We start from the raw sequence: 26,960 nt of genomic DNA, 5'->3' as shown, positions 1-26,960 counted from the left end.
TTTTATTCCAATGATTGAAAAGGGACGTTTGACCGTCAGGCAGCTCGCTTCGCTCATGTTCCTTTGTACGATCGGGGAGCAGATTCTGGTCTTCCCCTCGATGATTACGTCTTATGCACAGCAGGATGCCTGGATTTCCTCCTTACTTGGAGTGGGCGGTGGGCTGGGGGTACTTCTAATCCTGTTCGCTGTGTACAACCTGAATCCGCGGCTGAATCTGATTGAACATATACTTCGCATCCTGGGGCCATGGATCGGGGCTGTAGTCAGCCTGTTTTATTTATTTTACTTTCTGATCAGCACATCCACCTTTATCCGGGAAATCGGCGACTTCATGGCCACCGAAATTCTGACCAGTTCTCCACTATGGGTGCTGCATCTGGTATTTATCTGTGCACTGGCCTGGGGATTAAAATCAGGACTCGTGAATATCGGCAGGACCGCCGAAGCTTTCTTACCTCTAATTGTGCTGTTTCTGATTATTCTTACTTTGTGTCTGCTGCCCAAAGCAGAACTGGATAACATCAAGCCCGTTCTCGCTCAAGGTTTTCTCGCCCCTTTCAAGGGCTTTATTGCTGTACTTACATATCCGTACTGTGAACTATGTATTTTCATGATGCTTTTACCTTACACCGAGCGGAGTCCCCATCTGAAAAGAGACTTTTTACTCATGGGTATGATTGGCGGATTACTGTTAACGCTAACACTAAGTATATGTCTGCTGGTTTTGGGACCATTCATGACACAGCATCACTGGTTTGCATCGTTTAGCGTATCTCGATTGATTAACATCGGCAACTTTGTACAGCGGATTGAAGCTTTCATGGCCTCCGTCTGGGTTATCGCTGTGTTTTTCAAAAGCGTTCTCTTTTTCTACAGTTTTGCACTCGGCATGGCTCACCTGTTTCGATTATCCAGTTACCGGATTCTGATACTGCCCGCCTCACTTCTCATTTTAGCCTGTTCCATACTGGTGGCTCCGAATGAAACTTTTTACCTTAAATTTGTCATCCCCTACTGGATCGATTGGGATTTAACCTGCGGCATCTTCCTGCCGCTGCTGCTGATTCTGATTCACCACTTGAGACATCGTATGCAAAAACAATGACTGCCTTCGCCCGTTTATGTGTACCTTTATTATTCCAGCGCTGGCTTAAGGAAAGGAGTCACCCATGTTCAAACCCGTTATTCCGTTCGAACCCATCTCCCGCGACACCCTGCCTGCAGGCTCACAGTGGACTGCCCAAATCAAGTGGGACGGCGTGCGCATGCTGGCTTACGAGAACGGACAGGAGCTGCGGCTGGTCAATCGCAGATTACATGACCGGACAGCCCAGTATCCCGAACTGGTACAACCGCGTAATCTGTGTGCCGGCTCTTCTTACATTCTGGACGGAGAGATTATCGCGCTGGACCCGGACACGGGACGCCCCTCCTTTTACCATGTACTGCGCCGGGACCGGATGAGCAAACCGGGTGGTATCGCCCATGCCGTTCAGCAGATACCGGTTACTTATATGGTATTTGATATTCTTTTTTATGAGGGGAAATGGATCACTGACCAAGCGCTCGAAGTTCGCCAGCAGCTGCTGCACAAGGTGCTGCAAACCAGCGATCATGTACAGGAAGTGACCAACTCACGAGATGCATCCGCTCTGCTTACGGTGATGAGACAGCACCAGATGGAAGGCATCGTCTGTAAAGATCTTTCCAGTACCTACGGGATCGGAGGTAAAGATGCGCGCTGGCAGAAGGTCAAAATCATGCATGACCTCTATGGCATGATTGGGGGAGTTACCTATCGAAGCGGTATCGTCAATGCTGTTGCGATCGGCGTATATGACGGACCTCATTTTATTTATATCGGTCATGTCGGGACAGGGAAATTAAACATCAATCGCTGGCGTGAACTCACTGCACAAGTTGAGCCGCTTATTGTAAATGAAAGGCCATTCCATAACATTCCTGAACGCAGCGCGGAGACCACATGGGTAACACCACGCATCGGCCTTAAAGTGCAGTATATGGAACTGACTCACCATCAGACACTGCGTCACCCCAGCATCCAGACTTTCGCTGATGTGAAACCTGAAGATTGTCCGATAAGCCAACTTGAACAGTAAAAGTCTATCTCGCGGATAAACCATTTCACTCCTTTCATACGTTTAACCAAGAGTTACATACACAGGAGGTGCTCTGCCCTATGCCGCATAAAATCAAAGGTTCCATCACAATCGAAGGTGTGGAACTCACCGTCACCAATCCAGACAAGCCCTTATGGCCTGAAGCAGGCATAACCAAAGCCATTTATTTGCAAAAGCTGGCCGCACTTGCGCCTTACCTGCTGACCTACACCCGTAATCGACTTCTGACAACGATTCGTTACCCTCATGGTGCAGGCGGAACGTTCTTTTATCAGAAAAATGCGCCCGAACCTGTGCCTGATTTTGTTCATACACACGATCACGAGGGCATCCGTTACGTTGTTATGAACGGACTGCCGGAGCTGCTCTGGCTTGGCAATCTTGCGGCACTTGAGTTTCACCCTTCGCTGCATGCCATTAACAGCACACTTCCATGTGAATGGATGATCGATCTCGATCCTTCAATGGAACATGAGCCGCGGATTATGCAGGCTGCCTTGATTGTAGGCGAAACGTTATCCTCTCTTGGATTGCAATCGGTTCCCAAAACGTCCGGGGCCACGGGTGTGCAGATCATTGTGCCGGTTACCCGTGGTGTGACATTTGATGAACTGCGGGATATCGGTCATTTTGTAGGCAAATATGTCACGCAAAAACATCCTGAACTGTTTACACTGGAGCGGCTGAAAAAAGATAGGGGTGATCGAATTTACTTTGATTATCTCCAGCATTATGGCGGCAAAACGCTGGCCTCTCCCTATACGCCTCGCGCCAAACCAGGCGGCACTGTCTCCACCCCCCTGACTTGGGATGAGGTCCGCCGAAATGTCTCCATTCAGGATTATCACCTGATGAATATTATCGAACGGTTGAATGACGTCGGCGATCTGATTGCAGCGGTTCCTCCGCAGCCAATCGAGCTGATTCTGAAACATTTGCAGAAAAAATAGCCGATCCCCTGTGAACCAGGGAATCGGCTATTTTTTCTGCACAATTCGTGCAGGATGTTTCCTTCATTATCTCATCCTGCAGCATGCTCCGAAATAGAAGCGGCTAGTGGATACCTTTTTTCTTGAAACGTCCACCCTTAACATCGTGAATGTTACCGATTGCTACGAATGCCTGCGGGTCCCAATCCTCTACAATAGACTTCAGCTTCGCTTCTTCCAGACGGGTAATCACAACAAAAATAATTTTTTTCTCATCTCCGCTGAATCCGCCTTCTCCGTCCAGATACGTTACACCACGACCGAGACGATCTGTCAAAGCGGAACCGATATCGCGATACTTCTCACTGATGATCCAGACCGACTTGGACTGATCAAGCCCCTCGTTCACGATATCAATCATCTTCATAGCGATGTAATAAGCAATCATCGAATAAAGGGCATTCGGCCAGCCGAATACGAAACCTGCACCCGCAAAGATAAATACGTTAATGATCAAAACAATCTGCCCTACTGACAGCGGAGACTTCTCACTAAACAGAATGGCAACAATCTCTGTACCGTCCAGTGAACCACCGGAACGAATGACCAGACCTACCCCCACACCCAGAATTAAGCCGCCGAATACAGCACCGAGCAGCGGTTCGCCTGGTGTAAGCGCCGGAACTTTGTGCAGTAGAGATGTACCAATGGACATCACAACAATGCCCAGCAGCGTTGATAATGCAAAGGTCTTACCGATCTGCTTGTATCCAAGGATCAGAAAAGGCAAATTGAGCAAAGTCAGGAATATCCCCAGCGGCAGATGCGTGAGCTCCGAAACCATAATTGAAATCCCCGTGATCCCGCCGTCGATAACGCCATTCGGCACCAGGAACACTTCAAGTGATACAGCCATCAGCGCGGCACCGATCAGGATCATTACAATACGCTGCAGTAACTTCAGCGTAAACACCGAGCTTTTGACGCCCCGGTCAGCTTGTTTGGCCGTTAGTTCTTTCACCGTTACATTGGACATGGTATCCCCCCCGTTAAGTTAAATCAGAATGTGAATCCATTTTATATATCCATTAAATAACTCCACGGGGAAGATGCATGTAGAAAAAACGAGCCAAGCTTTATTCTGCATGTACTTTAACCCAACATTAAACGGGCATCTAAAGGCGATATAAAATAGATTCAAGATATACTGCTTGCCGGATCACACTTCCAAAAGAGAGCAAAAGGGAGCCTGTTTCCCCAGACTCCCTCCTTCGCCACGACATGATTTATATAACTATTATATCATAAAAGATCAAATTGGAGCAAAATACTTAGCAAAAAGAAGATAAATTCGCAAAAAGTGAATTTATCTTCAGAAATCTGCCCTAAATCGGCTATAGAAGCGGAGAAAGCATCCGAGAAAGCATTTCAGCCCCTTTTTGCAGGCGTGAGCGATGTTGGAATACAAGGGGTTCGATCTGGCTGCACTCCTCCAGATCCCGTTCAAAATCATGAAGCAGACGATGAATTGCAGTGTCCTCAAACAATACAGCCGTTAATTCAAAGTTGCAGAAAAAACTGCGCATATCCATATTGGCTGTGCCTACCGTAGCCAGCAGCTCATCTACAATCATCACTTTCGCATGAACAAAACCTTTGCGGTATTGATAAAACTTCACACCAGCGCGAAGCAGCTCTTCTACATAAGAGAGGGATGCCAGATGCACCAGCCGGGAATCGGATTGATAAGGAATGATAATCCTTACATCTACACCACTGACTGCAGCGGTCTTAAGAGCCTCGTAAAGGGCGGGATCAGGAATAAAGTACGGCGTTGTTATATATATGCGTTCATACGCAACGGAAATCGCGCCAAAACACATTTCCTGTATGGCATCCCAATCCTGGTCAGGCCCGCTCCCCAAAATCTGAATGCGCTCCCCTCCACTGCAAATATGCGGTGGAAATAATCCCGCAAGCTGAGGCTCCATAATTCGTTTTCCCGAAGCGAGTTTCCAGTCATTCAGAAACGTGCTTTGGAGAAAATAAACCGCATCCCCTTCAATCTGCACATGAGTATCCCGCCAAAAGCCAACCTCCGGATATAGACCCAGGTAATCATCACCGACGTTAATGCCGCCGACAAAGCCAACCTTGCCATCGACAACTACAATTTTACGATGGTTGCGATAGTTGACCCTGCGATCAATTGTGGCGATAAGTGGCGGCAGAAAAAAATGAAACTCGACACCTGCATCCTGCATTTTGCGAATAAAACTCCAGCTCAGGTGATGACTGCCTAGTCCATCGCAGATGAACCGGACCTTTACTCCCTCCTGCGCTTTACGGATCATCACCTGCTGAAAGCGAGTTCCGATGACATCATCCCTGAAAATATAAAACTCCACATGCAGATGATGCTCGGCCTTTTCCATCTCTCTCAGCATCGCCGCAAAAGCCTCTTCTCCATTCGTCAGCACCTTGCTCCGGTTGCATCCCGTAATCGGACTCTCGGACAGATGAGATAAAAGGTTAAACAGACGATGCTGGTGATTGTATTTATCTCCTGGCATTTGGGCAATCTCATGGACGATGTGTGCCTGCTTCCATATGGTTTCACGCATTTCCCGGAAAATTCGCGACCCACCTTTTCGCAGCTTCTTGCGTTTACTGTAGTCTTGAGCCACAAAATAATACACCACAAATCCAATCAGAGGTACACAAAATAAGATGAACAGCCAAGCCACCGCTTTGGCCGGGTTGCGGAATTCCAGTATAAGAATTGTAGCAGCCTGAAAAATAAAAATAAGTAAAATAATAACCAGCCAGAACATGCGGCCTCCCCCTTAACCCCTTACTTTTCTAGTGTTCCGTTCCCCTGCTTTCCAAGCTTGTCTATCTGTCCGTCATTTTAATCATCTTTGACGGTATTGCTCCCAGCTAATCATAGATACCCAATGTCGACCCGGTTCGTAACGATTCCTTAGATAAAACTTTACATAGCCAGCTTCTCGTAAAATTTGGATAAGAGATTTTTCTCTTCAGCCTTGTCCATAATGACTCTGTATCCTATGACATAACAGCTGAAGCTGCAGAAAAACCACCTTATGCTGTACTGTTTTGACTAACCCACCTTCCAGACTCTTCCTCTTTTCTGCAGGAGAAGGTGGTCTTCTTACGTAAAATTAGATATAATACTCGTTAAAACTTATTACTTAGAAGGAGAAGAGTAGTGAATGGACAGTGAGAGGTATGCGATAAATTTGGTTATGGTTGCATTTTTGATAGGATTATCAGCATTTTTTGTGGCAGTAGAGTTCGCTCTGGTACGGGTTCGTCCGAGCCGAATCGATCAAATGATTGCTGAAGGGAACAAACGTGCACTTGCGGTCAAGCAGACCGTTGCCAATCTGGATGGGTATCTGTCTGCATGTCAGCTCGGGATAACCATCACGTCTCTCGGACTGGGCTGGCTTGGTGAACCCACGGTTGAGAAGATTCTCCACCCTGTGTTCGAAAGCATGAGCATTCCGGATGCACTTGCTTCCTTCTTGTCATTTGTTATTGCTTTTGTAGCGATTACTTATCTGCACGTGGTTGTAGGCGAGCTTGCGCCCAAAACCATTGCGATCCGCAAAGCCGAGACCGTTGCACTGCTGACGTCCGGTCCTATCATCTTGTTTAACCGAGTGATGTATCCTTTTATCTGGCTGTTAAACGGCTCTGCGAACCAATTGGTTAAATTGTTTGGCATCAAGCCAGCTTCTGAACATGAAGAGGCACACTCTGAAGAGGAGCTGCAGATCATCATTAACGAAAGCTTTGAGAGTGGTAAAATCAATCAGGCTGAATTTGGATATGTGAGCCGAATTTTTGCTTTTGACGAGATGCTGGCCAAAGAAATCATGGTTCCACGGACCGACATGGTCTGCCTTTATCTAAATAAAACGAACGAGGAAAATCTGGAGATCATTCGAGAAGAACAGTACACCCGGTTCCCGGTCGTTAATGAGAGCAAGGACGATATTATCGGAATCATTAATACGAAACAATTCTTCCTTGAACTGTACGGTAATCATGAACCTGTGGACCTGTCTTCGCTGATTCAGCCTGTGTCCGCTGTGCATGAGACAACTCCCGTCAAGGATCTGCTCAAGAAAATGCAGAAGGACGGCGTACACATCGCTGTGCTGGTTGATGAGTACGGAGGCACTTCCGGTATTGTAACGATTGAGGATGTGCTGGAGCAGATCGTCGGCGAGATCCGCGACGAGTTCGATGCAGATGAAGAGGAAGAGATTCAGATTGTGAATGAGCACTATGTCATTTTCGACGGCAAAGTTTCACTATCGAAGGTCAACGATATGTTCATGTCATCCCTGGATGCAGATGAGTGGGACACCATCGGCGGATGGCTCTACAGCCATCGTCCGGAGATGGATGAACAGGAAGAGTATGAATATGAGAACATGACCTTCGTTCTGCTGGAAAAAGATAAAAATCGCTTCTACAAAGTCGCCATCGTTCCGAAAGAACCGCTGGATATGTCAGGGTACACTAATCAAGATCAAAAAGAAGCACAAGCATAATTTTAAAAGGTCTGTCTCATCGTCATCATTGACGAAGGACAGACCTTTTCTATTCCACCACATGAAGCATTCGGCAATGCTCGTTTCGTTCCTCTCGTACCACGATCCTGTACTGCTTCACATGACTCCAACACCCTCTCATTTCACCTCTGCTTTATCCTCAACAATCCGGTTCTGAATTTTACGGAATATAATTTTGAGAATCATATACAGCGGGATAATGATAATCATCCCGAGAATGCTGCCGAGGTCCGCTCCGACGAGCAGCAGGATGACCGTGGTCAGCGGATGAATATCAAGCTGCTTGCCATACACATACGGCGAGATCAGATTATCCTGGATCTGCTGGGCAACTACGATAATAATTAAGGACCAGAGCGCCATGGAAGGTGAGTCGATAAAAGCAACGATTACAACGGGAATGGCTGCCAGCAGGGCACCTACATAAGGGATAAAATTCAGGATGATGGACACCACTGTTAATAACAGCGCATAAGGCAGGCCGATCAAGATAAAACCGATAAACATCAGAATCCCCAGTGCCACATTAACGATAACCCGGCCTACAATATAATTGCTCAAGGCCTCATCGATTTCATGTACGGTCTCTTCCCCGTCTTTCCGATAATGCCTTGGCAGCAGCAGTGTCAGGTTGGTACCAAACTTATTCCCTTCCTTGAGCATGTAATAGAGCATAATCGGGAAGGTGGCCAGAATAATGACCAGGTTGGACACGACGGAGAACAAACCGGAAACATAATCGGTCACCTGCGTAATCCCCTGGCTTAGATACTTGGATAAACGGGTGAATAAATCCGAATCCTCAGGCAGGTACCGGGCGAGAAAACGATTATTTTCCAGTGCTTTAATCTGCTCTATAAGGGAAGAAATAAGCGCAGGTGTGTTTTCGATAAAATTCCATAGCTGCTCCCGCAGCGAAGGCCATACGACAACACTGAATCCTGCGATAAGCAGTCCAACAGCGACATAAATAATGAGCACAGACAGTGCCCTTTTTATTTTGTGCCGTTCCATGAAGTCCACAAGCGGACGCAGCAAATAATAGAAAAATCCTGCGATCAGCAGCGGGATAATAATGATATGAATCAGCGAGGTAAGAGGGCGGAAAATAAAGTTAACTTTATCCCCCAAATACACGATCAGCAAAAGCAAAATAATTGCTATGCATACGCGGTAAAATTTGTTGTTCATCAAGAAGATTGATCCCTCCGTGTGCCGTCATACCAAGGTGACTGCAGCCATAATATATTTCTAACATTACAATACCAGTATGTACCCTAAATAGACAGCTATGCCTCATATGAACACAAAAAAGAGGCAGGAATTAACCTGCCACATCTCTTTTGTTAAATACAACCCAGGAAATCACCATAAAGATGACATAATATACACCGAGAACCGCTAAAGAGAACCCGAGAGTCATCCCTTCACTTGGGCCGTTTAATAATCCCATGCCCGACGAAGGGTTCATATATTTGCTCAGATCCATATTGTTGAACAGAACATATTTAGCCCATTCATATCGATCCGGATTAAAAATCAGTGAAAATATATTTTGCGTGAACATGATAAACAAGGACAAACCGATTGCAAGCGCACCCGAACGAAATACAGAAGATACCATAAAAGCAATCGCGAGTGTAATGAAAAGGTCGATATACAGATAGCTCCATCTCGTAAACGCATCGCCTGCCATTACACCACTCTCTACCGAAACATCATGGGAGAACAGAATATAAGAACTGAGCATGGCCATACCAATGACGAGTAGTGTACTTAGTATACTGAAGCCCACTACCGTCAGATATTTGGAAGCCAGAATTTTGCTGCGTGACCACGGACGGATGAGTAACAGTTTAATGGTGCCCCACGTAAATTCACCCGCAACCGATTCGGCTGCAACGACGACACAGAAAATCGTATTCAGGAAAAATGCAATTTGAACCGTTGTAGCTGCTGGCTGCCAATACAGCACATCGCTTGTTCCCATCCCCTGCTTCATTAACACAGGCATTAGAAGCGATATCAGAGCAAGAATAGCTAACATAACCCAGGTGCGCACACGACGGAACACTTTCATATTTTCATTCAGCAGCAGATTGCCGAAACTACCCAATACCGCCACCTCCAGTCACTTGCAAGAATTGATCTTCCAACGTACGAGTCACACTGCGAATGCCGTAAACCTGCACGCCTTCACGTACCAGTCTGGCATTCACCTCCGGAATCTGTTCACGTGAGAGAGACATGACGATAACGTTACCCTGAATAACGGCCTCTCCCTCCAAAAGTTGGACAGCACGCTCAGCCTCATTCACTTCAAAGCCAACTTCAATTAAAGCATCTGAACCCTGCTCATCCCGCAGATTTCGAACATCGATCAGTTTGCCGTTCTGAATAATAGCCACGGTGTCACACATCAATTCCATCTCGGACAACAGATGGCTCGATACAAAGACGGTGATCCCTTCTTCATGCGTGAGAAGCCGCAGATAATCTCTCAGCTCCCTAATCCCCTGAGGGTCCAGACCATTGGTTGGCTCATCCAGAACAAGCAGCTTAGGTCTATGTAGTATAGCCTGTGCGACACCAAGACGCTGGCGCATACCCAAGGAATAGGTTTTGACCTTGTCGTGAATGCGGGCTGTCAAGCCTACACGCTCAATGGTTTCTGTAATACGCTCCTTGGTAACACCCGGCGACATGCGGGCAAAGTGCACCAGATTCTGGTATCCGGTCAGAAACTTGTACATTTCCGGATTTTCTACTATTGCGCCTACCTGGGATATGGCCTTTTCAAACTCATTCTTCACACTGTGTCCAGAGATCAAAATATCTCCTTTACTAATGGACATCAAACCGACCATCATACGAATAGTCGTTGTTTTCCCCGCGCCATTCGGTCCTAAAAAACCAAAAACCTGCCCCGGAGAAATATCCAGGGTCAGGTCGCTGACCAATGATCGGGAGGAAATGATTTTACTGACACCCTGAAGTCGGACAACCGGCTCCTGCTGCATTCAATCCTCTCCTTCATGGACGGGCTTATGTTATGCCCGTTTCTCATATGAGCATAGTGTATCATAATCTTTAGTATATTGTCCTGCAAACTGGGATTTCCCTTCTCGTTTTGACTCAACTACACACGCTTCACAGTATCCAAGCGGCATTTCACTCCGATAAAATCCGGTACGAAACACGTGATTGCCTCCGCAGCCCTCATCCTTCAAGGCTTCGTCTCTGGCGACCGACACAATCATCCCACAACTGACACAGTAAAAGCGGCCCGTTTCATTCAATGGAATACCTTCCCCTCACAGGGAGCCTCTGGTCCCCTGTTATTTGTCGTTAGACGCTGAAAATTGATACATTTTGTATCCTAATTCGTAATTTACTTGACACCGGGACTATTGTCAAGCTTTTTAAGCATAAAAACAGGGCCAAAACTAAAAAAAGCGCTATAAACGCGACAAAAGTCTCGCATTTACAGCGCTTGATCAGGGACTAATGATACAAATCGGTCCGGTCAACCTTCAAATACATAACATAATATGTAACAGTCGATTCATTCACTGCTGTTATGCAGCAGAATCGCTCACGACTTATTTTCAGTGTCGGTATTCCTCTCATCTGGATAATACCACAGCAGCGTCCATTCCTTACCATCCTGTACCAGATAACACATCTGCACTAGATCAAATTCCCCAAAGGTTCCGGAATACGTCTGTGTAACTTTTATTTTGTAAGCTTCCGGAAAAGGTTTCACGCCTTGAATGATCTGCACATCGAACTCCCGCTCCGGCGATTCCATCTGTAATTTAAAGGTCTGCACACCAAAATGCTGCATGAAAATATGCGCCCTGTTCTGGACATAGGCACTCTTCGGGAATCGTTCTTTCATTAATGGATGAAACAGCTCCCAGGAGCTCCCGAAGTCACCTGATTGCTCGTATTTATAGAACTCTTCCGCTGCTGCTGCAGCCCCATCAGGGGCATCTGCACGGAACAATGCGGGTAAGCTCCTGCCGATCAGCCACAGTAAAAGCAGCACGAACAATATAAAAGCGATCCTTTTGAGCATTGTATTCCGATTTCTTCTTCGCAGCATAATCCAGCCTCCTTGTCCTGCTATCCCATAATTATGATGGTTGGCAGACAAGTAGAAGTTCAATGAGACAGGAAACTGCATTTCCTGGGAAATCAATTTTTTCTTTTGGTTAATAAAGCTCTGATCCCGGTATAAATCGCGATCCCGCAGCACCCGCCGATCAAATCCACACCGACATCCCAGATTGAACTTGTCCGATTAGGACTGAACTGTTGGATATATTCGTCGGTGGAGGCAATGATCACTACAATGACCAGGGCCGTAATAATACAGGTCATTACACGTACTCTCTTGTATCGCAATCCTCCATAAACCAGCACGGCGAGTACAGCATACACAAACAAATGTGCAGTCTTACGAAATACAAACTCGATAAACGCGTAAGGTCTCTGCTGCAGCGAATACTCCTGACCATTATAAAACAGGTGCACATCGGGTAGTATGACCCCGATGTGCACCTGTTGGGTTAATCGATGAAGCCACGGCTGGATGTCCTGCTGCTGATAAGATTGACCGGATAACGACCAAATGACAGCAATCCAGCATCCGGCCAGCATCAGCCAAAAAATATAGGTGTATGCTCGAGGCTTTCGCTGCTGTTTTCGTATTTTACTTGCTTTCCGTCCCTCCGTCTTGAGCAATGTTTTCACCACTTTCCTTGCAGTACTGCAGACTATCTTTACGGCTCCAGATGCTGCTTCAGTATTCCATGAATGCGATCCTTTTCCTGCTGATTGACGATAAAATAATAAATTCCGTTGAGTTTCTCACCCTTACCCTTGATTTCTACCGTATCAATCTCTTCCAGATCACCTGGATAGTCCAGAAGCAGCTCTTTCATCTCATCAAATGTTAGATCAGTCCTGACATGTGTTCCCAGTTCATCAAGCATATTCTGAAGATGAAGCACACTGGAGAACTGCATCGTATTCTTCAGCAGCTGTTTCAGCACCTCCCGCTGACGATCATTACGGCCCAAGTCTCCCTTCGGATCATCGTAACGCATTCTGGAGAACCCGAGTGCTGCAGCACCATCCAGGTGGATACTGCCCTGCTCATACCGTCTCCCTTCATAATCAAAGGCAAAAGGGTTATTCACATCTACTCCACCTAACAGATCAATAATTTTGGAGAAGCCCTCCATATCTACTTTCATGTAATAGTGAATGGGCGTGCCCAAAAATTGCTCCACGGTAGCCAGAGACATATCCACGCCTCCAAAGGCGTACGCATGATTGATCTTGTCTTCGGTGCTGCGCCCCACTATTTCCGTTCGCGTATCCCGCGGAATATTAAACATAAGCACTTTCTTTTTCCCCGGATTTACACTTAGAACAATCATTGTATCCGAACGGCCTCTGTCATTCGGGCGCTCATCCACCCCTAGGATCAGTGCATTGAAAGGCTCTTTGCGGTTGATATCCACCTGAAGTCCGCCTCTCTCATCAGTTACCGCAACAGGCTGCACCGGATTTCGCGGCTCATAGATCTGATCTGCGGTTGATTTGACCGATTGATAGAGATAGATGGCGTAACCGAATACAACGATAACAAACAGCGAAACCAGCCATGCTGTCCATTTCATCCACTTTTTCATGGGGATCTTCCTCACTCATATTCTTAATATTCATCAGCCCGTCAAATGATCGCTGCTGCTTTCCCTTCCAGCTTGGTCAGACTCGGACGTCCCACCGAGTAATATTGGATGGCAGATGCCTGAATCTGTTCTGCACTGTAAACATTGCGGCCATCAATCATAACCGGCACCTTCATCATTTTAGCTAATGCATTCAGATCTACCTGGGCAAACTCTTTCCATTCCGTCAGCACACAGATTGCATCTGCACCCTCGGCAGCTTGGAGCGGGTTATTCCCCCACGAGATGGAGGTTATGTCGATCTCTTTACGGAAGTTATCTGCTGCAATCGGATCATACGCTTTGACTGCAGCTCCAGCATCTATTAAGTATTGAATAATATCAATGGCCGGAGCGTCACGAACATCGTCCGTATCCGGTTTGAACGCAAGCCCCCAGACCGCAATCGTTTTACCAGCCAGTGACCCGATCGCTTCCTCCAGCTTGTAAATGACCTGCATACGCTGATCCTGATTCACCTGCACGACGGATTTCAACAGCCTGAAATCATAATCGACCATGCCTGCAATCTGGATCAGCGCCTGCGTATCTTTGGGAAAACAAGATCCTCCATAACCGATACCCGCCTTCAAAAAGGAAGCCCCAATGCGCTTGTCATACCCCATGCCTTCTGCAACGCGTGTAACATCAGCTCCGACTTTCTCGCAAATATTCGAAATCTCATTAATAAATGAGATTTTGGTTGCCAGAAATGCGTTGGAGGCATATTTAATCATTTCGGCCGAGCGGATGTCTGTGATGACCAGATTGTTGGTCAATGGACGATGAAGCTTCTTCAACGTTTGAATGGCCCGATTACTGCTGGTTCCGATTACAATCCGATCGGGGTTCAGCGTATCCTTGATCGCCGATCCTTCACGCAGAAACTCGGGAACCGAGGCCATGTCGAAGGGCTGAGAAGATATGCTGCGAATGAGATCACGAATACGGTCATTGGTACCTACAGGGACGGTGCTTTTGGTCACGATTATTTTGTAGCTTTCGATGTGGGTCCCGATTTCGTACGCTGCCTGCTCTACATAACTCAGGTTGGCCTCGCCATTAGGAAGAGATGGAGTGCCTACCGCAATAAATACAATGTCTGCCTGGTGTACTGCCTCACCGATCTTGGAAGTGAAGGATAATTTGCCTGCCTGCATATTGGAGGTCATCAACTCTTGAAGACCAGGTTCGTAGATGGGCACGACGCCCTTGTTCAGCATCTCTACTTTGTCCTCATTGTTGTCTACACAGATGACCTGATTGCCGATCTCCGAAAAACATACCCCCGATACAAGACCTACGTATCCCGTTCCAATCACCGCAATATTCATCTTGTTTCCCTCCAATTCACGCAATTTAGTAAAATATCCTGCCACTCCATCTCAACGCGCACGATATCCTCTTCTACCAGTTCTCGGCCCATCTGCACCTCGATAATTTCGAGTTCTGTCACTGCCTTTACACTGTGTTTCCCGCCTGCAGGAATCACAACGACATCGCCCTGATGAAGCGGCCTCAGCTCACCATCCAGAATGAACTCACCTTGACCCGAGACAACGGTCCAAACTTCATTTCGCTCGAGATGGTACTGATAAGAAAAGTTTTTATTGGGTTCAATGATAATGCGCTTGGTTAGTACCTCTTCTCCTTTGACATTGCGTGTATAATCCAGAACCTTGTAACAGCCCCATCGGCGTTCCTCATACATAGGTCGCTCAGCGCTATCCTTCAGCACCTCTTTAATCTGCGGACTTGCCTCTTTCTCACTAACGAGAATGCCGTCAGGACTTGCCGCGACGATAAGATTGGATACGCCCAGCACACATACCGGAATGTTTAATTCATTGATCAGATGTGTATTGACGGTACTGTTTGTCATGACACCTTTGCCTACAATATGGGTGCTCATCTCGTCCGTCAGGGTGTTCCATGTGCCCAGGTCTTTCCAATATCCTTCATACGGTGTGACGACAATATGACGAGCCTTCTCCACCACCTGGTAATCAAAGCTGATTTTCTGCAATCTGCCGTACTGCTTCAGCATTTCTTCATATTGAATGGGCAGCTCCAGTGAAATCAGCAGATTGATTAGATAATTCAGCTTGAATGCAAAAACCCCGCAATTCCAAAGGGCAGATTGTTCAATCATCTCTGCCGCTTCAGCTTCACGGGGTTTCTCATGAAAACGGGATACTTTGGTGTAACGCTCGGATTGCTTGGTTTCAAGCTGCTCTGGAATGATATATCCATACTTCTCGGAAGGATACGTCGGTTTTACTCCAATTAAGGCCAGTTCTGCACCGGACTCGTGCAGCACGCTCTCCAGCTCTGTAACTTTATAAAAAAAGGATTCGTCCACGTAGGGATCAACGGGAAGCATCACGACCGTTTCATTTAAGCCGGCTCCCTGCACGGAGTATAGATATACGGCTGCCAAAGCAATGGCAGGAAAGGTGTCCCTGCGTTCAGGCTCCACAACCAGATCTACGTCATAACCCAGCTGGCTTCTCAAAATTTCCACCTGAGGTTTGCTCGTTGCAATCACTGCCTGCCCACCAAGCCCTGTACGTTCCAGCTGCCTCCATACGCGCTGTACCATCGATTCCGTCTGTCCATCTTCACCTTCAAGTACTTTCAAAAATTGCTTGGACCTTGTGTCGTTGGACAACGGCCATAACCTTTTGCCCGATCCGCCGGATAGAAGTACAATTCTCAAAGCAACCACTCCAATTCGTGTATTCGGCTTTAGACTGTTATTGTTTGTTTCTCTCTGTAATTCGGCTTCACAGATATGCTTCCAGATATGGTTTCAGCCAGATTTGCCGTGTTAACTTTATGCGTCCAGAGATGATAGTAACCGGAATTTTTACCATAGGAGTTGTCAATAAGCACATTGGGTTTGGCCATCAAACAGGACAGAATATGTCCGTGCAATCGGGAGGTATAAATGGTTTCGTATTTGGCAAAACGACGAATTGCCTTATTGACCAAATAATCGCTGTACAGCCTCCATCCTAACTGAAGCAGTTTGCTTCCTTTCATTCTACGAAGCCCGCCTCCTGCCCACTGCACCAGTTTTCTCTCGTACCTGTTATACAGTGTATGCCAATCCAGCGTATTGTCCTGCATCTGGGAAGCGACAGCAGCTTGTTCATCGCCTGCTTCAATATCCATTCGTAGAAAGTTTAACCTCTCCTTACTTGGTGATCCCTTGAACGGAATAGGCCACAGTTGGTGTGCCATATCAGGCATTAATCTCGCCTTACAATTCGGGAAATGATCCGATATAAGCTGAAATGATTTCTCATCTCTAAGGTATAGATGAAGATCTTTATGTTTATTAAAAATAGAGACGGTCTGTCGCAAAGCTTCTTCACTTTGGTAATAGACAGTCTGCGGCAGCAGTACGATCCGATGATGCGGATAATTTTCCACTATTTTTTCCCGCAAGTTCTGATGCATTAAGTACAAATCACCGAAGTTTCCTCCTCCGTGCAAAACAAGGATATGATCACGAGGAATGTCCATTCGCTCGTCAAAATCATACACGCTGAACCGCTGGATCACTTGAATTTGATTATCCTTGAAAAAGGCCTCTGTTCCTTTCATGATCAAAAGGTCGCCGCAATTACTATGAACGGGATAATCGATATAATAAACTTTTGAACGCGGAGGAATGACCTCCAAGATCTGTTCAAGACGCTGTTTCAATTCACTCATGGGATGAATCTGCTGCACGTTCGGCATCTTTCCCGGCTCCTTTGAATGGATTTTTCTCTCTGAATTTTCTTCTCAGAAATACGATATCTTCTTTGTTGTAGAGCATGCGGCGCATAGGAAGTTTGAATAGGAGGGAAATCGAGATCAAAGACATCAAAATCCGGACCATCGCCCCCGCTAACAATGCCACGCCGATCCCATTAAGACCGAATGTTGGTGTAAGTATAAAAAATAACGTAACTGTCACAGCCAGCGCACATATCTGCCTTAACAGAATAACACCTGGCCGCCCAAGCGCATTGAACGCCGAAGCGAGAATCCATGAACCTCCACCAATGATGCATTCAAACGAAAGTAAATAAAATACTGTACTTGCTTGCAAAAATTCTTCGCCATAGAAAAGACCGATAAAATAACGCCCGATAAACATGCTTGGTACAACAATTAGAGTCATTAGAAAAATACTGATCCGAAAAGCTCTGCCCACTAACGACAAAACCTGGTCTTTATCCTTGCCAGCGACTTTTGGGAAAATGACGTTTGCGATCGCATTTTGAACAACATCGAACATTCTGGACAGCGCAAAAACCACTGAATACAAACCGAAATCACGCGGAGTAAGCAGTGTGATGATAATAATCTTGTCAAACTGCGTATAAAGCGTTCCGAGAAGCTCAACGCCATATACGCGAACACCGTAGTTGAAGAGCTCCATACCGGCTTTGAATTGGCGGAACAGCGTACCAACCGACTCAAAAATATGAGTTCGCATCATGTACATGTACATGCCTAATACGATTAGTGTCGAAATCAGACTTGTCACTACAGCACGTTCGACTGTCAATGTACCGGAAATCCACAATATAAGCAGACCAATCAAGTTAAAGCAAGGTACAAGCAGACGTGAAAGATTATAAATAATGAATCGTTCAGTTCCCTGTGCAGATGCCGCAAGAACACCCATAAGCAGCAGCAGAGGAACCATGAGCACTGTATACCACTGAGCCAGAACTATAATCGATTCCGAATACCCGCCCAGCCAAAAGGATACCCCATACCAGCTAATACATCCTACAATTACACTAATGGGTACCTGGATCGCAAAACTCATACCGATATACGTCGACAGCTGATGCTGATTTCTTTTTACATTAAAGATCAATGAAGTCGGCAGCCCCAAAGCTGCGAGCCCCGACAGAAAAGATGGCCAGAACAAAACCGCCGCCAGTTCACCTCTTCCCTCTGCCCCAAACATGCGAGCTGTCAGAATGGAGGTAAGCGTCGTTACGGCCATAATCAAAATATTAGCGAAACTCGTCATAAGAATCGTATGGAGCAAACCAAACTGCCGAGTTGAGGGAGCTGCGACGCTGCTCATTAGACATTCATTCCTTTACTTTTACGAAAAGTCCCAACGATACTCCCATTCCGATAAACGATTTTAGCTAACCCCTTGGTGACTTTTTTGACGTTCGTCATGGAAACGATGATATAGACGCATGCTAGAATGATAACCAACAGATGCTTGAAGATTCCGCTTGAATTTTTCTGCTGTAAAGCTGCATCACTGATTCCCTGCCAATAGACTCTGCGCAGCAACCAGCGTCGATTAAGCCTGCTTTTTGAAATCTTGTGTTCAACCGCTGCGTATGGATTGTAATAAATCTTATATTTTGCTCGAACACGTCCGATGAGATCCGTTTCTTCACCAGACAATAGATTTTTTCCTATTCGCCCCAAATCCGTTCTGAATGGCTCAATTTCCTTAAATATACTCTTTCTGAAAGAAACGTTCGCTCCAAATGGAATATGGGGATCACTCATCTCTACGATTTCGTTCGAAAAGTCCAAAATGGAGTACATACTCACAAAATCGTCCGGTATCCAATCCGGCTTTCCGCCTTCCCATATGGGAGTAATCTTTCCCCCTACACATCCTATGGCAGCATCCATATCAAATATTTTCACGACTTCTCTAATCCATGACGTTGAAGCCAAGGCATCATCATCCAGAAACATGACAATTTCCCCTTCTGCTTCTTCAATTGCCCTATTCCTTGCGAAGGATAGTCCCAATCGAGACTCGTATACATAACGTACATGTGCAGGGAAATCCATAGACTCAAATAATACTTTGGTATGATCCGTGGAACAGTTATCAATGACCAGAATTTCATAGGATGCAGCATCGGTATCGCCTTTCAACAGACTTTCGATCGCCTGCATCGTATCACTGCCTCGGTTATGTGTGCAAATGGCTACAGATGCCCTCATGTTCTCACCTCAGACTTGCCGTTTTTTTCTTGAAATACTCCGTTATACTGCATTCATAATGATGTTAATCGTATCTTTGGCACATTTATTCCAGGAAAAGAAGGAAGAGTGTTCCTTACCCTTGGCGGATAATTGCTGCACCAGTTCCGGATTAGATGAAATTTCCACCAATCGCGAAGCTGCCTCTTGAGGCTGATGGGGATCAAAATATAAACCGACCTCTCCGCAAACTTCAGGAATAGACCCTCTGGAGGAGACAATTACCGGGCATCCTAATGCCATTGCTTCGAGTGGGGGTAATCCAAAACCTTCATACAATGAGGGGAATATGAAACCTGCTGCATTTTCGTAAAGTGCCTTAAGTTCCTCATCCGATACATATCCCACCCATTGAACAGCCTCTGATTCATCCTGAATATGACTGCTGAAGACCTTGCTGTTTTGTGAGCCAACAATGACGACATTCAGGTTCTGAGCCTTTACTTCAGGTAAAATTTCGAATATCAGCTTGAAATTTTTATAGGGGTTCATCGTGCTTACAGCCAAAACGTATGGTGATTCAATGCCATATTTCTCAAGCGTACCTTGAGCCGCCTGCCTTTCATGAATATGATCAATGCCCAGATGCGTAACGGAAACTTTTTGTGCAGCAATTTTACAATGTTGAATCAACTCTCCCTTGGAGAAGTTGGATACGGTGATCACCCGTTTAGAGATTTTCCCCAAACGTACAGTCAAAAACTGATACCATGAGCGAAAAGCAAACGAAAATGCGTTAGGGTAACTGAAGACAGATGCATCATGAATGGTGACCACCTGATTACGTTTAAACGCCGGACCAGTATTGCACAGGTTAATTAACAGTCCACCCTTGGAATAGAACGGAAGTTCAAACTGTTCCCATGCATGCCCCTTGAGTTTCCCGACGCTCCGATGACGAATATGTTTTAAATCCAAATGAGTGAGTACATTGGTTGGAGAAAGCAAACAGAACTCATACTTCGTGCCGTCAACTTCTCCGCAATCAATGAGTTTATCGATTTCTTTCATGAGTTCGATGGCATACCGCTGCACTCCCGTAACGGTCTGAGTCAAAAAGCGAGCATTAATGTATATCGTATTCATGTTTAGGTGACTCTCCATTCCTGTTATAGTTTTCAGAACGTGAGGTAAGTGTGCCGTGCTGAAGCGTTACATTCACATTGCGAGCTTCATAATACAAGCTGACAAACTCTTCATTCATCCGATCCGCACTGAACTTTTCCACAAATATACTGCGTCCGATTTCTCCCATTTCAGTTAACTTCTTCTTATTCAGTCGTCTCAATATGTGCACCAATTCCTCGGGCTGATCGAGATCAAAAATGTATCCGTTAACTTCATGCGATACCAGTTCCGGCAAGGAGGCACGGCTGCTCGATATAACCGCTTTACGATTCTTCATTGCTTCGAGTGCAACCAGCGGAAGCCCTTCCCATCTAGATGGCATAATAACGGCATCACATTGCTGGTAATACAGGTCAATCGAAGCGTTGTCCACCCACCCTAGACGTACGACATTCTCCGGAAATGTCCACTCGTTTTTTTCAAGCACACTGTCTCCGATCACATACAATTGGGTCAGGTCCTGAAGATCCGGATATTGGGCGAGTACGTCCAGAAGCACATCCAATCCCTTCTGACGATCATATCGGCCAACAAATAAAAGCCGGATCACGTTATCTCCTTTTACAGGATCGAGGAGAACTGAAGTGTTGGATTCTGATGAAGGTCTTGAATTTCTTTCTCGCAAACCACTATATACGAATCTGGATTTGGTAGATGACATGCCTAAACGTACGGATTGTTCCAATTCATATTTTGAAATATTAATAATAAAGTCCGTCTTGAACTCCAACATTTTCTCGATCATGTAGTAAGCCTTTTTCAGCCTAGGTTTGGTATCCATTAAAAAAGACCACCCGTGAGAACAATAAAACACACTGGCTTTTGGGGGGAAAACAAAAAATAAGCTCCTTGCCAGCATCCCTGCAAAAGAGCTGTGGATATGAATGATATCCGGTTGAATACGTTGAATCGCTTTGCGAATGCAGTTCATGGCCGACAAGAAATACTTGGGATGACGTCTATACTCGTAACGCAGGATATGATCCGGGTCCAAGTCAAAATCAGAGGCTGAATTGTAGTCGCTCATCATTAAATACACATCGAAAAATTGACTTTGATACGCTGCTAGTTCGTTTAGATAGGTTGCTACACCACCCACAACGTATTCTCCTATATGCAAAACCTTCATGAATACCCTCACCTGCTTTGTATTGGTATTTCGTCTACATCCCTTTGTTGATATAGTGCCATGCCAACAACCAGCCATATCGATACATTTCCTGGGAACAGCTCCAGTACATTTGTAGTAAAACTGGCTGCTGCCGCACCCATTAACAGTGCAATGGCCATCTGAGGCAATCTCATAGCATCGGCTGCGGGAAGACTTATCATTCGTTTATGAAGGCATGCCGCCATCCATGCAAACAAAACAACCAGATAAATAATACCGATCCAACCGATCTGTTCATAGAATGAAAAGTACTGGTTGTCTACCGGGTAATCACGAGATTCCAAACCAAGCATATGGGTTCGGCGGCTGGCTGCACCTACCGCGCCGATTCCGTTCCCAATCACGCCGTTCATTGTAAATGGAGATGTCAAATAAGATCCCCAGCTCTGAAATCGTACTAACATAGAATTGATGGAAAGCAGATTATAGTTCTCCATTAAACGAAATCCAAACACGACTGCTCCCGGCAGCAGTAGGAACACAGCGGACAGCAGCAGCATATTATTACGATTGTATTTGCGAACACGGAGAACAAATGTCACGATCTGATAGATGATCCAGAAGACCAAAGCAGATCGGATCGTGGATAAAAGCAGGAAGCTGAAAACGAGCAAACGGATAAACATCTGAAATAAACGATACTTTTCTGCTGTTCGGACTTTTTCAGCAATTAGTCCTGTTATCAACAGAGCATATGCATAGCTATCCGGAGACACCGTGATGGAATTCAGACGGGGAACTCCTTCCAGATAATGCTTGATGTTTACACCATAAACAAAACCTAACGAAATAAGCTTATCAATCCCTAGAGAATACTGGATCAGCCAGCCTGTAATTAACAGAAACAGAATGATTAGATTGGTTCTGGCAAATGTATAGATCGCCTTTTTTTCAGCTATATACATTCCGGCAAATAACATTAACATAGGCAAAAAAGTAACCTTCACTCCGTACACCCACGAGACGATGCTCCCGCCCAGAAGAAGATTCATAGAACCTATGAATAATATCGAACTAAACAGGAACAGAAACAAAACGATGAAATTAGGCTGACCGCGATACAGCCTGCTCATACCGACTACAGCTAACAAAAGCATTCCGACGTCCTTAAGTGAGCGAAACACAATGTTATCCACATAGACCGATACCAGACCGTAAAACGACAGATACACCAGCAAAACGTAAAACATAACCTGATATGCTGATCCCTTTGATTCGACATCCGAAGTGATATATACAGGTTTGCCTCTATTCATGGAAATCGTCTGCATCTTAACCTCCACACCCGATAAGCCTATCGTAAACATCCGCATGTTTTTGGAGCTGGTAAGATTCATTAAAAGTCAGGCTGTATTGATGGCATTGCTCCTTTAACGCCACCTTCTCGCTTTCACTCATATGAAAGTATTCCAGAATAGAACGGGTTATATCTTCTGAGCTATTAGGTTGAAACGAATATTTCTCCGTATTGAGCAGGATCTCGGCCATACCTCCAACCCGCGAGGCATACACCGGTGTACCCACTTGATAGGCTTCAATCACGACTAATCCAAAGGGTTCATTCCACGTAGAGGGAACAATGACCAGATCTACCGCTGCCATATATTTCATGACATCCGTTTTGGGGATCTTACCCTTGAATTCAATACGATGATCCGGTAACGCACACTCTTTCAATGAATCCAACAATGGACCGTCACCAAAGATATACAGTTTCTCGACAATGTCAGGACCAAGCGCCTTGACTGCACGAATCAGATGATCCACACCCTTCACATCCGTGAGCTGCCCAAAATATCCGACGATCATCGGTCCGCTTGTATTCACCTTTTTCTCTTTATACCGTTCCGCGGCACATGGATTGTTATCAACAATGTTGTATATGACATGTTTCGTGGAGTTTTCAAATAGTCCTAGCGAGGTATGCGTACCCAGAATGTGATTGGAAACTCCAATAACCGATGCAGTCATGCGGCTGAACCTTTTGGAGATCAATCTATACATTTTGGAATATGCAGGTATCTTTATTGGATCAATAAGAGCAAAATCATGAATGGTGTGTACTACAGGGATATTCAACTCGTGAGCAGCTCTCCACATGGCCAGACTTAGTCCAGCGAGGTTATGCGTATGCACCAGATCAGGTTTATGTTCGGTAAGATGCTTCTTAATATGCTGATACTGTCTGAAATTGAAAATATCTCGAACCCGCCACACGACCTTGTTTAGAACAGATGAATTTCTTCCATGTTCTCCAATCCAATACCGATTGTTATAGGGAAGGCGAATCACGTTGATTCCGTTTACGATGTCGGTTCGGACCTGGCTGTCATTATGTCCACCAACCGTCATAACCTGTACTTCATATTGACGGTTTATCGTTTGGGCCAGGATCTGAGTAGAAACTTCCGCACCTCCAATCATATCCGGCGGGTACAGACTGTGGGCAATCATTATTTTGGCCATGGGATCAGATTGCCCCAAGCAGCATGGAACGATAATGTTGAATCATTTGTCCCAGCCCCTCTTCCAGGCTGATTTTTGGTTCCCAATCCAGCAGTTCCTTCGCTTTATCGATCACCGGTCTTCTGACTTTCGGATCGTCTTGAGGCAAAGGCATATATACAATTTGACTTTCCGATTGTGTCAGCCTTTTGATCATGTGGGCTACTTCAACCACGCTGTATTCAGATGGATTACCTATGTTAACGATTTCCCCCTCTGCCTGTTCCGACGCCATCAATTTCTCAAGGCCTTCGATATTGTCGTCTACGTAGCAGAATGACCGGGTCTGCGAACCATCACCATACACTGTAATATCCTGACCTGTAAGTGCCTGAGTCACAAAATTCGAGATGACTCTGCCATCATCGTTGCGTAGGCCTGCAGAATACGTGTTAAAAATACGGGCAACTCTTACAGCTACCTGATATTTTGTGTAATATTCGTAACACAGCACTTCCCCCAAACGCTTGGACTCATCGTAGCAAGCTCGGGGGCCCCATGTATTCACATGCCCGCGATAACTCTCGGGTTGTGGATGGACCTCAGGATCCCCATAGGCCTCACTCGTACTGGAGTATAGGAATCGAGCTTTTTTATTGCGAGCCAGCTCCAGCATATGATAGGTCCCCTGCGTATTGACCCAGATTGTCTCTATCGAACTGGCTTGATAGAATTTGGGAGAAGCGGGTGATGCAAGATGATAGATTTCCTCCACGGGTTCTTGATTCAGAAAATCGAGCGCCTCCCGGTTCGTAACATCGACTTCAGCAAAAGAAAAAAGGGGGCTTTTCGCCACCTCTCGCAAATTGGAAATCATACCGGTGGAGAGATTATCCAACCCGGTTACCCGATGTCCTTTACTAATTAGAGATTTGACAAGATGCGATCCCAGGAATCCCGCTGCCCCCGTAACAACAATATGTTTCAATCCAATCATCCTCCAATTCAGCAGCTTAAAATGTATTGCTTTTAATCATGACACGTACCGTTCGAATGATAACTTTAAGATCCATGACCAAAGACATATTTAAGATATAATGAAAATCATATTGCAAGTTGTGGTGGATTGGCTCTTTACGTGCTTCGCTTACCTGCCACAGGCCGGTAATTCCCGGTTTTACGAGAAAACGTCTGCGTTCCAACTCGGTATAGTGCTGCTCCACGATCGTTTTCAGCTCAGGTCTTGGCCCGATAAAACTCATTTCTCCTTTGAGAATGTTGAGCAGCTGCGGTAATTCATCCAGACTCGTTTTTCGAAGAAATCGACCAACTCTTGTAATCCTCGGGTCCAGACTGCTCGTAGGAGAAACACTGTATTTGGGTGCATCTACATACATCGTTCTGAATTTATAAATACTGAACTTGACTCCATTTTTCCCATAACGGTCTTGGCGAAAAATGATAGAACCCTTCGAATCAACCTTAATCAATATAGATAACAGTATCATCACAGGCGAAACCGCAAGCAGCAGTATCGCGGCTGCTGTAACGTCGATTAGGGGTTTCCAAAAATTGGCGTATCCTCCGAGCCGCTGCGAATAAGTCTGGCCCAGAACAGCTGCACTTCCTTCTAGGGCCGCAGTTTCATGATTTACAACATATTCTGTTCCTGATAAATTCACAGATTATCACCTCCCGCCACTAACAGCCGTTGATTTGCTTGTTCTCTCATTAAAATTTCTTCAATTGAAGTGAGTACGGAGGCTCGAAGATCCGCATTATTCAATGCAAAATCAAGGGTAGTTAGAATATAACCCAGCTTCTCGCCAACATCGTAACGCGTGCCTTCAAAATCATAGGCATACAGACCTTCCTCATTGTTCAACTTCTGCAATGCATCTGTCAGCTGTATTTCCCCACCAGCTCCAATATGCTGCTGCTCCAAATACTTAAATACATCAGGAGTCAGGATATATCGCCCCATAATCGCCAGATTGGACGGAGCCGAACCCAATGGCGGTTTTTCTACCATGCTGTTAACTGAAGACAATCGTCCTTCCGTGCATAGAGGATCAATGATCCCATATCTATAGGTCTCGCTTGGGCTTACCGTCTTCACGCCCAGGACCGATTGTTGAACCGTCTCATACTGCTGAATCAGCTGCCGAGTGCAGGGGACATCCGAAACAACAATGTCATCACCAAGCAGCACGGCAAAAGGTTCGCTGCCTATAAAGTTTCGCGCGCACCAAACGGCATGTCCCAGACCCAACGGTTCCTTTTGTCTTATGTAATGAATGTCCACATTGGAGGATTTTTTGACTTCTTCAAGCAAAGAAAGTTTTCCTTTCTCAAGCAGGTTCTGCTCCAGCTCAAATGCACTGTCAAAATGATCCTCAATTGCACGTTTTCCCTTTCCCGTCACAATAATAATATCTTCAATACCTGAAGCGATGGCTTCTTCAACAATGTATTGAATCGTTGGCTTATCAACGATAGGGAGCATTTCTTTAGGCATCGCCTTTGTGGCAGGCAAAAATCGGGTTCCCAGACCCGCCGCAGGAATAATTGCTTTCCTAACTCTACTCATAAATACCACCCTATCCTCTATTATTTTTATGAAATCAGAACCACATGACATCAAGAGCAAAAATATTGTTTTTATTGGGCATTTAACCCTGCCTCACGTCACACCCTTGACGATTAACGTCTAAGGTACACTACCCACAGTGTGACCGAGTGCCTACCTTGAT

The 26,960-nt window shown here is 45.6% G+C and carries 25 protein-coding genes; 4 read left to right on the top strand and 21 right to left on the bottom strand.

Features of this window, described 5'->3' with window-relative positions:
• The first annotated feature begins 10 nt into the window (after window positions 1-10).
• From MKY97_RS06450 to ligD, 3 genes are all read left to right on the top strand, one after another.
• On the top strand, window positions 11-1,108 hold the full coding sequence (locus tag MKY97_RS06450; protein ID WP_342554659.1) for an endospore germination permease: 1,098 nt from the start codon (window positions 11-13) through the stop codon (window positions 1,106-1,108).
• 64 nt (window positions 1,109-1,172) lie between these two features.
• Complete coding sequence (locus MKY97_RS06445; protein ID WP_342554658.1) at window positions 1,173-2,123, top strand: DNA ligase; 951 nt, start codon at window positions 1,173-1,175, stop codon at window positions 2,121-2,123.
• 80 nt (window positions 2,124-2,203) lie between these two features.
• On the top strand, window positions 2,204-3,094 hold the full coding sequence (ligD, locus tag MKY97_RS06440; protein WP_342554657.1) for a non-homologous end-joining DNA ligase: 891 nt from the start codon (window positions 2,204-2,206) through the stop codon (window positions 3,092-3,094).
• Between the two features lie 103 nt (window positions 3,095-3,197).
• On the opposite strand, the gene MKY97_RS06435 is transcribed toward ligD, so the two are convergent.
• Both MKY97_RS06435 and cls read right to left on the bottom strand, forming a co-directional pair.
• Window positions 3,198-4,109 carry a YitT family protein gene (locus MKY97_RS06435; protein ID WP_342554656.1) on the bottom strand — a complete coding sequence of 304 codons (912 nt, stop codon included), beginning with the start codon at window positions 4,107-4,109 and terminating at the stop codon, window positions 3,198-3,200.
• 358 nt (window positions 4,110-4,467) lie between these two features.
• The gene (cls, locus tag MKY97_RS06430) at window positions 4,468-5,907 is read right to left on the bottom strand and encodes a cardiolipin synthase (RefSeq protein ID WP_342554655.1); all 1,440 of its coding nucleotides are present in this window, start codon (window positions 5,905-5,907) and stop codon (window positions 4,468-4,470) included.
• Between the two features lie 402 nt (window positions 5,908-6,309).
• Between cls and MKY97_RS06425 the strand changes: the two genes are divergently transcribed.
• The gene (locus tag MKY97_RS06425) at window positions 6,310-7,662 is read left to right on the top strand and encodes a hemolysin family protein (protein WP_342554654.1); all 1,353 of its coding nucleotides are present in this window, start codon (window positions 6,310-6,312) and stop codon (window positions 7,660-7,662) included.
• A 138-nt stretch (window positions 7,663-7,800) separates the two neighbouring features.
• Here MKY97_RS06425 and MKY97_RS06420 read toward each other — a convergent pair whose 3' ends face one another.
• The 19 genes from MKY97_RS06420 to galU form a co-directional block, all read right to left on the bottom strand.
• Complete coding sequence (locus MKY97_RS06420) at window positions 7,801-8,874, bottom strand: AI-2E family transporter (protein ID WP_342556259.1); 1,074 nt, start codon at window positions 8,872-8,874, stop codon at window positions 7,801-7,803.
• A 133-nt stretch (window positions 8,875-9,007) separates the two neighbouring features.
• Window positions 9,008-9,808, bottom strand: a complete 801-nt coding sequence (locus MKY97_RS06415) for an ABC transporter permease subunit (RefSeq protein ID WP_342554653.1) — start codon at window positions 9,806-9,808, stop codon at window positions 9,008-9,010.
• On the bottom strand, window positions 9,792-10,703 hold the full coding sequence (locus tag MKY97_RS06410) for an ABC transporter ATP-binding protein (RefSeq protein WP_342554652.1): 912 nt from the start codon (window positions 10,701-10,703) through the stop codon (window positions 9,792-9,794). The genes MKY97_RS06415 and MKY97_RS06410 overlap by 17 nt, the downstream gene beginning before the upstream one ends.
• Window positions 10,704-10,733: 30 nt before the next feature.
• Window positions 10,734-10,982: a hypothetical protein gene (locus MKY97_RS06405; protein ID WP_342554651.1), complete on the bottom strand. Its 249-nt coding sequence runs from the start codon at window positions 10,980-10,982 to the stop codon at window positions 10,734-10,736.
• A 296-nt stretch (window positions 10,983-11,278) separates the two neighbouring features.
• The gene (locus MKY97_RS06400) at window positions 11,279-11,791 is read right to left on the bottom strand and encodes a hypothetical protein (RefSeq protein WP_342554650.1); all 513 of its coding nucleotides are present in this window, start codon (window positions 11,789-11,791) and stop codon (window positions 11,279-11,281) included.
• Between the two features lie 92 nt (window positions 11,792-11,883).
• Window positions 11,884-12,432, bottom strand: coding sequence for a VanZ family protein (locus MKY97_RS06395; protein WP_342554649.1), 549 nt, complete (start codon window positions 12,430-12,432; stop codon window positions 11,884-11,886).
• A gap of 38 nt (window positions 12,433-12,470) precedes the next feature.
• The gene (locus tag MKY97_RS06390) at window positions 12,471-13,388 is read right to left on the bottom strand and encodes an LCP family protein (RefSeq protein ID WP_342554648.1); all 918 of its coding nucleotides are present in this window, start codon (window positions 13,386-13,388) and stop codon (window positions 12,471-12,473) included.
• A 41-nt stretch (window positions 13,389-13,429) separates the two neighbouring features.
• The gene (locus MKY97_RS06385; RefSeq protein WP_342554647.1) at window positions 13,430-14,761 is read right to left on the bottom strand and encodes a UDP-glucose/GDP-mannose dehydrogenase family protein; all 1,332 of its coding nucleotides are present in this window, start codon (window positions 14,759-14,761) and stop codon (window positions 13,430-13,432) included.
• Entirely contained in the window at window positions 14,758-16,146 is a 1,389-nt protein-coding gene (locus MKY97_RS06380; RefSeq protein WP_342554646.1) for a sugar phosphate nucleotidyltransferase, read from the bottom strand. The genes MKY97_RS06385 and MKY97_RS06380 overlap by 4 nt, the downstream gene beginning before the upstream one ends.
• A 29-nt stretch (window positions 16,147-16,175) precedes the next feature.
• The gene (locus MKY97_RS06375) at window positions 16,176-17,177 is read right to left on the bottom strand and encodes a polysaccharide pyruvyl transferase family protein (RefSeq protein ID WP_342554645.1); all 1,002 of its coding nucleotides are present in this window, start codon (window positions 17,175-17,177) and stop codon (window positions 16,176-16,178) included.
• Complete coding sequence (locus MKY97_RS06370; RefSeq protein ID WP_342554644.1) at window positions 17,143-18,528, bottom strand: oligosaccharide flippase family protein; 1,386 nt, start codon at window positions 18,526-18,528, stop codon at window positions 17,143-17,145. The genes MKY97_RS06375 and MKY97_RS06370 overlap by 35 nt, the downstream gene beginning before the upstream one ends.
• Window positions 18,528-19,424, bottom strand: coding sequence for a glycosyltransferase (locus MKY97_RS06365; protein WP_342554643.1), 897 nt, complete (start codon window positions 19,422-19,424; stop codon window positions 18,528-18,530). The genes MKY97_RS06370 and MKY97_RS06365 overlap by 1 nt, the downstream gene beginning before the upstream one ends.
• A gap of 42 nt (window positions 19,425-19,466) precedes the next feature.
• The gene (locus tag MKY97_RS06360; RefSeq protein WP_342554642.1) at window positions 19,467-20,549 is read right to left on the bottom strand and encodes a glycosyltransferase family 1 protein; all 1,083 of its coding nucleotides are present in this window, start codon (window positions 20,547-20,549) and stop codon (window positions 19,467-19,469) included.
• Window positions 20,530-21,720 carry a glycosyltransferase gene (locus MKY97_RS06355; RefSeq protein WP_342554641.1) on the bottom strand — a complete coding sequence of 397 codons (1,191 nt, stop codon included), beginning with the start codon at window positions 21,718-21,720 and terminating at the stop codon, window positions 20,530-20,532. Before MKY97_RS06355 ends, MKY97_RS06360 begins: the two co-directional genes overlap by 20 nt.
• Before the next feature lie 8 nt (window positions 21,721-21,728).
• Window positions 21,729-23,033 carry a hypothetical protein gene (locus tag MKY97_RS06350; protein WP_342554640.1) on the bottom strand — a complete coding sequence of 435 codons (1,305 nt, stop codon included), beginning with the start codon at window positions 23,031-23,033 and terminating at the stop codon, window positions 21,729-21,731.
• Between the two features lies 1 nt (window position 23,034).
• Window positions 23,035-24,228, bottom strand: coding sequence for a glycosyltransferase family 4 protein (locus tag MKY97_RS06345; protein WP_342554639.1), 1,194 nt, complete (start codon window positions 24,226-24,228; stop codon window positions 23,035-23,037).
• 4 nt (window positions 24,229-24,232) lie between these two features.
• A complete protein-coding gene (locus MKY97_RS06340; RefSeq protein ID WP_342554638.1) occupies window positions 24,233-25,195 on the bottom strand; it encodes a UDP-glucuronic acid decarboxylase family protein in 963 nt (320 codons plus the stop codon).
• Window positions 25,196-25,220: 25 nt separating this feature from the next.
• Window positions 25,221-25,889 carry a sugar transferase gene (locus MKY97_RS06335; RefSeq protein ID WP_342554637.1) on the bottom strand — a complete coding sequence of 223 codons (669 nt, stop codon included), beginning with the start codon at window positions 25,887-25,889 and terminating at the stop codon, window positions 25,221-25,223.
• Window positions 25,886-26,797: a UTP--glucose-1-phosphate uridylyltransferase GalU gene (gene galU / locus MKY97_RS06330; RefSeq protein WP_342554636.1), complete on the bottom strand. Its 912-nt coding sequence runs from the start codon at window positions 26,795-26,797 to the stop codon at window positions 25,886-25,888. Before galU ends, MKY97_RS06335 begins: the two co-directional genes overlap by 4 nt.
• Window positions 26,798-26,960 lie beyond the last annotated feature (163 nt).

It is taken from the genome of Paenibacillus sp. FSL R7-0652, from assembly GCF_038595045.1.
Taxonomy (GTDB): Bacteria; Bacillota; Bacilli; order Paenibacillales; family Paenibacillaceae; genus Paenibacillus.
Note: the sequence above shows the minus strand (reverse complement) of the source record. Positions and strands in the feature narration are given on the sequence as shown.